Origin of the sequence: Novosphingobium sp., from assembly GCF_027489515.1 — a bacterium.
Lineage (GTDB): Bacteria > Pseudomonadota > Alphaproteobacteria > Sphingomonadales > Sphingomonadaceae > Novosphingobium.
Map to the genome: position 1 here is coordinate 23,726 of NZ_JAIXZS010000078.1, position 8,426 is coordinate 32,151.

At 59.7% G+C, this 8,426-nt stretch carries 8 protein-coding genes; 4 read left to right on the forward strand and 4 right to left on the reverse strand.

Annotation, left to right across the window (positions count from 1 at the left end; genetic code table 11):
• On the reverse strand, positions 1 to 1,170 hold the full coding sequence (locus Q0082_RS13895; protein ID WP_298193652.1) for a cysteine desulfurase family protein: 1,170 nt from the start codon (positions 1,168 to 1,170) through the stop codon (positions 1 to 3).
• Positions 1,171 to 1,236: 66 nt separating this feature from the next.
• Between Q0082_RS13895 and Q0082_RS13900 the strand changes: the two genes are divergently transcribed.
• From Q0082_RS13900 to Q0082_RS13915, 4 genes are all read left to right on the forward strand, one after another.
• Entirely contained in the window at positions 1,237 to 1,662 is a 426-nt protein-coding gene (locus Q0082_RS13900; RefSeq protein WP_298193654.1) for a hypothetical protein, read from the forward strand.
• Positions 1,659 to 2,267, forward strand: coding sequence for a class I SAM-dependent methyltransferase (locus Q0082_RS13905; protein WP_298193656.1), 609 nt, complete (start codon positions 1,659 to 1,661; stop codon positions 2,265 to 2,267). The genes Q0082_RS13900 and Q0082_RS13905 overlap by 4 nt, the downstream gene beginning before the upstream one ends.
• A gap of 881 nt (positions 2,268 to 3,148) precedes the next feature.
• On the forward strand, positions 3,149 to 3,412 hold the full coding sequence (locus Q0082_RS13910; RefSeq protein ID WP_298193658.1) for a hypothetical protein: 264 nt from the start codon (positions 3,149 to 3,151) through the stop codon (positions 3,410 to 3,412).
• A gap of 271 nt (positions 3,413 to 3,683) precedes the next feature.
• Positions 3,684 to 4,280, forward strand: coding sequence for a hypothetical protein (locus Q0082_RS13915; protein ID WP_298193660.1), 597 nt, complete (start codon positions 3,684 to 3,686; stop codon positions 4,278 to 4,280).
• Positions 4,281 to 4,409: 129 nt separating this feature from the next.
• Here the strand turns inward: Q0082_RS13915 and Q0082_RS13920 are convergent, their stop codons facing one another.
• From Q0082_RS13920 to Q0082_RS13930, 3 genes are all read right to left on the reverse strand, one after another.
• A complete protein-coding gene (locus Q0082_RS13920; RefSeq protein WP_298193661.1) occupies positions 4,410 to 4,619 on the reverse strand; it encodes a hypothetical protein in 210 nt (69 codons plus the stop codon).
• Positions 4,620 to 5,019: 400 nt separating this feature from the next.
• On the reverse strand, positions 5,020 to 8,046 hold the full coding sequence (gene mobF / locus Q0082_RS13925; RefSeq protein WP_298193663.1) for a MobF family relaxase: 3,027 nt from the start codon (positions 8,044 to 8,046) through the stop codon (positions 5,020 to 5,022).
• A gap of 1 nt (position 8,047) precedes the next feature.
• Positions 8,048 to 8,332, reverse strand: coding sequence for a helix-turn-helix transcriptional regulator (locus Q0082_RS13930; protein WP_298193666.1), 285 nt, complete (start codon positions 8,330 to 8,332; stop codon positions 8,048 to 8,050).
• Positions 8,333 to 8,426 lie beyond the last annotated feature (94 nt).

Consider the following 8,426-nt stretch of genomic DNA (forward strand, 5'->3'; position numbering starts at 1 on the left):
CTACTGGCGAACCTCTCCAGCAGCAAGCCGAGATTGGTCAGCAGCGGCTACAATTCGGTCAGCAGCGGCCTCTACCTCATCTACATTTTGATAGCGATGGCAGAAAATGCGGATGACGTGGCGCGCATCATCTTCGGAAAGTCCAATAGCTTCAAGGACATGCGACTGTTTGATTTGACCGGATGTACACGCCGATCCGGTAGAAAGTGAAACATCACGGGCAACCTTGGCACACAATTGATCGGCATCGATGTCGGCAAGCTGGAGTGCAGCGCTACCCGGAACTACTGCGGCATCTCCGGTGATCCGGCTGAAGCGGAATTGCCGCGATGCGAGCCTCTCAAGCAGCTTGGATATGAGCAGCCGCCCATGGCAATCATCGCCCTCAAGGCGTGAACGCGCAACCTTAGCGGCAGCCCCGAAGCCCGCGATCAATGCCACCGGCTCAGTACCGGGACGAACTGCATATTGCTGACCACCGCCATGGACCAATGGCATGGGCTTAGGTGCATGGGCCCCGACATAGAGCGCACCGACGCCCATCGGACCATAGCATTTGTGCGCCGACAGGCTTAGATAATCGATATCGAGGTCAAGCACGTCGATTGCTATCTTCCCCGCCGCCTGCGCGGCGTCACTGTGCATCAGACCGCCCACTGCATGGACCAATGCAGCAGCTTCGGCGACCGGTTGGATGACCCCGGTCTCATTGTTGACCAGCATCACCGATGCGATCAGCACGTCATTACCAAGCAAGGCTTGGAAAGCTGCGAGATCCAGGCGGCCTTCTCTGTCGACTGGAGCGATGCTGACCGAAAATCCTTGTTTCTGGAGTATCCGCGCCGGCTCTAGCACCGCCTTATGTTCCACCGCTGAAACGACAATCCGTTTCCGGTCAAATCCACTTCTCACAGCACTTTGTGCTACACCCAACAGCGCAAGATTGTTGGCTTCGGTCGCGCCAGAGGTGAAAATGATCTCCCCAGACGCCGCGCCGATAAGGGCTGCCACGTCCGCACGGCCGTCGGCGATGATACCCGCGGCCCGTTCACCGGCCGCATTGGGAGAACCGGCATTGCCAGGATGGTCCCAGACCGAAAGGATTGCACTGCGAGCTTCCGGGCAGAGCGGCAAGGTGGCAAAGCCATCGAGATAAATTGGCACCGCCATGCTCACGCAAACTTGCGCGCGGCGCGACGTGCTATGCTAAATGGTTGGGAGAGGAGTGTGTGATTCATGAGTGACGATGTAGCCGCTGAGACGCGCGATCAGAAAGTGATTTATGAGCAGCGCTGCCAGGACTTTCGTTCCCTCAATGGATTTCTGTGGCAATCACCGCTTATCATCATGTCGCTGACCGGCGGATTGTGGTTTGCGGTCGCTAGCTTTGCACTCAGCACATCAGCGCGATCTATGCTGCTGGTCTTCGCGTGCCTCGCGAACTTGCTGATGATAGGGGCGTTGGTGCGTTTGCGATGGGTTATGCAGCAGGTTCTCGAGGATATTCGGGACTATGATGGGAAGCGTCGGACGAAGGGCGATTACACCATCGTGAAGATTTTTTCCGCGATGCTGCTCTTCACGGCGATCGGCTCTGGCATCGCCGCGTGCAATCCGGCCGCATACTTCACCAAGGCACCCACCTCCGAGGTCGAAAAATGATGACTGTAACCGAACGGAGCGAAGCCGTTGATTACTATAATCGCGACGCAGCAGGTTTTGCCGCCCGCTATGACAGCGTGAGTTTTGAGGCGGTCCATCCATTGCTGGGCCACTACTTGCCAGTTAGTGGTGCGGCGCTCGATATTGGCGCGGGCAGCGGCCGGGACGCGCGCGCGTTAGCAACCCATGGACTCACCGTCACTGCGGTAGAGCCATCAATCGGCCTTCGTTTGATCGGAGAAGCGAGTACCTCTAGCATTCGCTGGATCGACGACCGGCTGCCTGACTTGGTGCGGATCGCCGATTTTGGCTTCTTCGATCTTATACTATGTTCGGCTGTGCTGATGTTGGTCCCGCCGACTGACTTGACTAAGAGCTTCGTGACCATGGAAAAGTTACTGGCACCGAGTGGATCCATCGCGATCAATATACGCCAGCCAATGTCGGGTGAGCCCCCCAATATTTTCTTCGCACATTCGGATGACGAAATTCTTGCGGCCGCCGACACGGCTGGCTTGATCTGCCTCGACCGTGCCGAAGCTGGGGATGCCTTAGGGCGGGAGCCTTATCGATGGCGCAGCTTTATCTTCGAACGGAGGCGTTGACCGCTACGTTCGCTCAATGGATGGGGTGCTCATTGAGCGCTCTTGCGATCCCTCAACGACCAACTCGTCTACTTCCATACCTTCCAGACCGGAGCTGCGCCGGCAGAATCTTATGTGAACTAGGCGGCAAAAGCACGAAGCAGCTTGCCGCGACTTTGTAACGGACCTTGGCTCAGCGCCAACGCACAACGGTGCCGGTTCGTAACATTGCAGTGCCCAGATCGCGGCCGTCGCTCAACCTGCAAGACGCCACAACCCGTCCGTAACTTTGATGCGAAGCCCGGCAGCGCATTGGCTGTGCAAAAACCTTGACGTGGCCAGAAGAAAGATTCCCCTTGGCACCGCCCAGAAGAGCTACCAGAGCATCGCGGGCCTCGACCCCCGAGGAACGTGGACAAGGGTGGCCTGCCCGGCAAGTTCCGTCCAGTTCGCGCGCGGCAATGCTCCCCAGTCGGATCCTAGGCCCTTCCGCGCACCAGATCGGACCGTCTCCATCCCAAACCGCAACCGGCGTGCAGATGAACGCGGCACTTGCGGCCAGCGTCAGTAAACTCATTCTGCGAGCCTTCCCCTCAAATACCAGCGCCAAACCCTGCCTTGTCGGTCGAACGCATACGCGGAGGCCACTTCCGATAGCCACAAGCAACCCCGGTTCCAAGGTCTGCTAAGCAAATGGCCCGTGCAGTGATTTGAACATAGGCTTGAAACCGGAAGACTCTTGGTCCGAGCTGCCCGAGTTGGGGTAGCTGATCACGACAAATCATTGTAATTGGCTCGCCCCGCGCGAACTGCTTTGGATGCATCACGCGGAATGAACGGGGACTCGAATGGGAAAACGAAATCTCGCAATCGTTGGCACCCACCAAGACTATTTCGCGGATATGTATGACGAACGAATGGGCGAAAACCCATCAGTCGTTTTCGGATGCGCATCCCCGGAAGATGCCGCCACGAGTTATTTCAGGAACGTTTTTGAAAACTCAAATGCGCTCGTCCGCGAGGCAGTCATCGGCGTATGGCTAGCAAGTGAGGGGCCTGAGGTGGCCATCATTTTCGAGGCTTATGCGACTTTGACTCCCTGCATAGCGGCAGACGCGGAACCTGGCGAATTCGATATTGAGTTGGATGTGCGCCAACGGTCATAGTGTGCGGGACGCGCGCAGGCGGCGTGCGCTGCAGTCATGACCGGGCAAAACGCAGAGCATTGGTTGACAGTCGTGCGATATGCGATCAGCATTGTAGCCGGTTTGACCCCCTTGCCTGTCGCCAAGCTAAATAGGTTTTGATCAATCCTTCAAACTGCCCGCGAATCCAGTGGTCAGATCGATTAAATGGCGACCGATACGACCCCCTGGAGTTCGTATGGCTATCCTACTGCCGACATCAGAGAATATTCGTCTTCTCAAAGCCACTCTCATGGGTGATTTTGAAATGCGCTCTGCGCATGCTTCTGAAGCGATTGCCGCTCTCATTGGATTTCGATCCAATGCGGCTTACCTGGCCACTTCCAATCATCTGCCCGATGTGACGATTTACGAGGTGGATTTCGACGCATTTGAAGAGCGCTCAGTCAATCTGGGTTACGACAGAGCGTCATCCGAATTTTTGCGTTTCCTGTTCAAAGGGATCCCATGGCCTAACCCCGCTTGGAAAATGATCGAAAAGCGAGATTCAGCCGCTCGCGATGCTTGGTTCTATGAGTGCCAACGCCGCAAGATACCGTTCCTGCACGTGGCAAAGGCAAGAAAACACTTCTCGGTCCATTGGGACCATATCAGCTTGGATTCTGATTATGACCAGATGATCAGGCAGTCTGCCGACGGGGAAATGGCAAGGGTTCTGTTCCGAACCTATCAACTGATCGCTTCTGGCCTTGAGCCTAAAAGCTTTTTCGATGGCGGGGCCTTGGTGGGGGATGTGACTGGCTTGTCTGAACCAAGCGCCCGGCAGATTGCAAATGCCTTCGCTCTCCTGCTTTTTCCTGGCAACGTGCAATCTTCTTTGGCTGCATAAGAAGATATTGGAAGCCGCGGAACCAGCGGCTTCCAATACGCCACAACTCCATCAGGCCGAAATTCGGAGCTCCGTTCGCGTCGTGCAACAAGCCAGTGGTCCAAATCAGGCACGCTGCGGTGGACTTCATCACCGCAAGAAACCGTCGCGCCTTTGGCCGTGCTGGTTGTCGTAGTTTTCGCGCTGGTCGTAGGCGCTCTTGCGAATACCCACCTCGACCCGCTGACCGCCGGCATTGCGGATATGGAGATCGCGCAGATCAATCTTGTTGCGCTGCGCCCAGTCCTTTGCCTCGCGCTCGCTACCGAAGGTGCCTGCATCTTCGTAATCGAATGCCATTTCATGCTCTCCTTGAAGTGGTGATTGACGGTCTGGAAGATTGGATGCGCAGGATCATGCCGATTGCCTCCGGGCATCGGCGGATCGGGCAATCGCCGAATGGCGAGTCCTGAGCCGTAAGAGGTGCAGCTGAGCCATTCTCCGGAAGGCGGTTGCGCAGAAGGCCGCCAGCGATCCGGCAACAACTGAGGCCAGAATGACCAAACCGAGCGCAACCCATTCCGGTCCCGGGAAAGGGCCAGGCTGGCCCGCAACCGGCTCTGCGGCGCCTTCAGCACCAACCCCTGTTGCCGTCGTGAACCCCTCCGTTATCGGATGACGCGTGAGGACCATTGGCTCACTGCCGGAACCTGGTTCCGCACCGGACATCGCTGGGTCACGTGGTAGCATGGCTCTTCTCCTATCGGCTGCGTTCGATGCTGCGTTCGGGCAGGTCGATCTGCGGCACTGACCGCAGACTGTCCCTGGCCACGTTGGGAAGCGGCGAGAGGCTGTCGCCACCGCTGCGCAAGTGTTCGGGGATCTTCGGGCTGAATTCAGCGGAAGTGCCCTTCCCCTTGCCTTCATCGACCTGCTTCTCGCCAAGGGTCTCAAGCGCGCTGGTCTTGTCGCCGGGGTTGCCCTCGATCTGACTGAGCAGACGGTCCTTGTCGTTGGTGACGATCGTGATGTCATCACGCACGCGGGTCATCATCACAAGTGCAAGGCGCTGGTTGGAAAGGTTGCGGGCGGCCGAGTGCATCTCGCCGATCGCCATGTCGCGGGTATCGCCCTGCGCTTGATGCATGTTCAGCGCATAGGCGAGACCCATGCGCTCGAGCATCCGGTCGTTCTGCTTGAGCTCGATAGTGTCGCCCTGGCGGTTCTCGACCGTCACGACCCCGTCCCGGATCGCCAGAACACGAGCTTCCTCGGACTTCATCAGGCCGCGAGCGGTGTCCTTTTCGTTCCAGCGGACCTTGTCACCCTCGTAGATCGTCTCCCGATGCTTCTCTGAAAGTCGCAGGGCATCGCGCTTGTCAGCCGGGTCGATGGCGGAAGGGTCAAAGCGCTTCAGCTTGCCCTGTGCATCGCGCAGCACCACCCTCTCCCGACCATCGGTGCCTTCAACGTCATAGCGCCCGCGCGCCAGCCCCCCCGGAGCGTTGGTACGCATGACCTCAAGAACCTGGCCCTTGTCGTAGGTGCTGGCGTAGCGCAGCTCTTCGCGTGTGGCGTGGGCAGGTAGCAGCGTCGCCAGCTGCATGCCCTCGCCCTTCAGCACGCCTTCGGCCTTCAGACCTTCCTGCACCATCCGGTTGAGCGCCCCGCGCGCATCGCGGCCCGCCGAGTAGATTGCAGTACGCGACCGATCCTCTGGCCCCAGCGCCAGCCAGGTTTGCGCCGTGACCCGAAGGTGATCCTGGCCCGCTTCGATCACGCGCTCGCCGAGCGAGGCAAAGCTCTCCCTGAACTGGCCAGCCCTCGCAAGGCCGGCGGCTTCCTGCATATGGGGGGTACGTTGGCGCAAGGAGGTTTCGAGCCGGGCCATGGCCGGATTGTCGGCCTGGATGAGCGCAAACGCCTTACCCGCCTCGATCGAGAGGAGCTGCGCCTTGTCACCCACCATAATGACCTTCTCGGCGCCAAGCCGGTTGGCGATGGTCAGAAGGTCGTTCATCGGCTTGTTGGCAACGAGCGAAGCTTCATCAAGAAGGAGGACCTTGCCTTCAACCAGCTTGCGTGACGCCTCGAACGTCGGCCCCGACCCGTGGAGCGCGCCGCGCAAGTGCTGGTTGATGAAGGAGGAGACCGTCTGCGCTGCGATCCCCGCTTGCAGCAATTCTCCGTCGCGGCCGCGAAGCTGGGTTTCGTTCCTGAGGTCGCTCACCATCTTGTTGGCAAAGGCAAGGCCGATGACCTCCCTGCCCTCTTGGTGGGCGACGCTGGCTATCGCGGAAATAAGGGTCGTCTTGCCGGCACCTGCGACCCCCTGGATCACCACCGTGCGGTTATCACTGCCAAGCGCGAGGGTGCCCGCTGCAATCTGCTCGGCATTGAGATCCCGTTCGCCGGCAGCCTCTCGCAGGCGCGACGGGGCCTCTGCCAACGGAATCATGCCCGGACTGGCCCCCTGCCCGCGTGCCACGTTGTCGAGTGTCGAACGCTCGATCAGCCGGTGTTCCGGCGTCGTAAAACGGTCAGGCACCCCATCGATCCGGGTGCTCTTGCCAGCAAGCACCTGGCCGCCCTCCAGCAGCCGCTGCATGCGCTCCTCAACGCCTTCGGCAGTCACTCCCCGGAGACCAAGGTCGAGCGCGCTCTTGACCAGCTCAGCGCGCGTCCACGAGGTTTCACGCTCGCCGATCATGCGGATGGCAGATGCTGTCGCCATCTCGGTGCGCAGCTGCGTCGGGGTCAGCAGGGTCCGCGCCAGACCGTTGGTCGTGAGTTCGTCAGCCGGACGCGTATAGATGCGGGCCGTATCGCGAATGTCCTTGATCGCCTCACGCACGCGCTCGGCGCTGCCGAGCTTGGCTTCGGCCGATAGCTCGGAGCGCGCCCGCGCCTCTGCGGCCAGCGCCTTGGCGTCAAAGCCCAGCCCTTCGGCCCGCCGGACCCACTCAGCCTTGAGCGCCTGCTTGTCGTCAGGATTCAGCTTGGGATCGCGGGTCCGCTTGGTGATCTCGCGCATCGCTTCGCTTTCGGACGGGCTGCGACCCAACCTCTGCGCGGTTGCCAGAATGTCCTGGCGTCTTTGGCTGAACGCATCGATGACATCGCGCGGCACGCCCTTGATCTCGAACTGTCCGTGCTTGCCGGTGATCTCTGTCTGGTATCCGAGCTTCTCGAGGTTGCTGCGCAGGGCCGCGTTGTAGATCGAGCCCAGGACCGAATTGTTCTTCCAGATCTCACCATTCCAGAGCGCCTTCCACTTGCCCGCCTTGTCCTGCGTCATTGCCGCTATCACGGCATGGGTGTGGTTCTGCGGGTCGAGTTTGCGGCTCGTGTCGTGCTGGAAGAGCGCGTAGACGAGGTTGCCGGTCCTGACCGGCTCGCCATTGCCATTCCGGGAATAGTCCCGCGCTTCTGCGAAGTGCTTTTCCAGATAGGCCATGACGGATTTGACCGCACTGGCCTGCGCCTCCAGCACACGCTTGTCGCCGCCCAACTGGATCATCAGACTGGCCGACTTCGGCATCGAGAAAGTCAGATCAATTCCGGCACGGCGGTTGGCATTGGCATTGACGATGCTGCCGTCGGGAAGCTTGCCATCGAGCAGCTTCTCGAAGTCGTCCTTTGAGACCTGTCCCTTCAGCCCGAGAGCCTCGGCACCCTTCCCGCCCCACTCGCTGAGCTCAGCCGGGCCATCGCCAACATAATAGTCATCCTTGGCGAAATAGTTGGCTGCGCCTCCGGCAGAACCCACTGATGCGACCGAGAGCATCTCAGGCCCCTTCCCGAGGCGTTGACTGGAACATCGGACGAGCGGCATCGCCCAGCAGAAGCCAGGCTGGATCGACGGCGAATTTGATGCAGACACGCGCGACGAGACTGGCAGGCGGATCCCTGTGACCGCCTTCATAATTCTTGACCGTCTTCACCGCGATTCCGAGATCCGAGGCGAACTCGCCCTGCGTCTTGGAAAGCGCCGCTCGTAGCGTGCGTAGTCGCAGGCCGAAGGCAACACAGGATGCCGGTGGCGGCTTCCGGACAGTGGCGTGAACCGTCATCGTTCCGGCTCCTGATCGTCATCAATCGAAGGCTCTGCGCGGCGCTTGTCCTCGGCCCCGAAGCCGTGGATCGTTTCACGCTGGACCTCGCTCT

Coding starts and splice junctions, on each gene's coding strand:
- Q0082_RS13895 (WP_298193652.1), bottom strand. CDS start 1,170: ATGGCGGTGCCAATTTATCTCGATGGCTTTGCCACCTTGCCGCTCTGC.
- Q0082_RS13900 (WP_298193654.1), top strand. CDS start 1,237: ATGAGTGACGATGTAGCCGCTGAGACGCGCGATCAGAAAGTGATTTAT.
- Q0082_RS13905 (WP_298193656.1), top strand. CDS start 1,659: ATGATGACTGTAACCGAACGGAGCGAAGCCGTTGATTACTATAATCGC.
- Q0082_RS13910 (WP_298193658.1), top strand. CDS start 3,149: ATGTATGACGAACGAATGGGCGAAAACCCATCAGTCGTTTTCGGATGC.
- Q0082_RS13915 (WP_298193660.1), top strand. CDS start 3,684: ATGGGTGATTTTGAAATGCGCTCTGCGCATGCTTCTGAAGCGATTGCC.
- Q0082_RS13920 (WP_298193661.1), bottom strand. CDS start 4,619: ATGGCATTCGATTACGAAGATGCAGGCACCTTCGGTAGCGAGCGCGAG.
- mobF (WP_298193663.1), bottom strand. CDS start 8,046: ATGCTCTCGGTCGCATCAGTGGGTTCTGCCGGAGGCGCAGCCAACTAT.
- Q0082_RS13930 (WP_298193666.1), bottom strand. CDS start 8,332: ATGACGGTTCACGCCACTGTCCGGAAGCCGCCACCGGCATCCTGTGTT.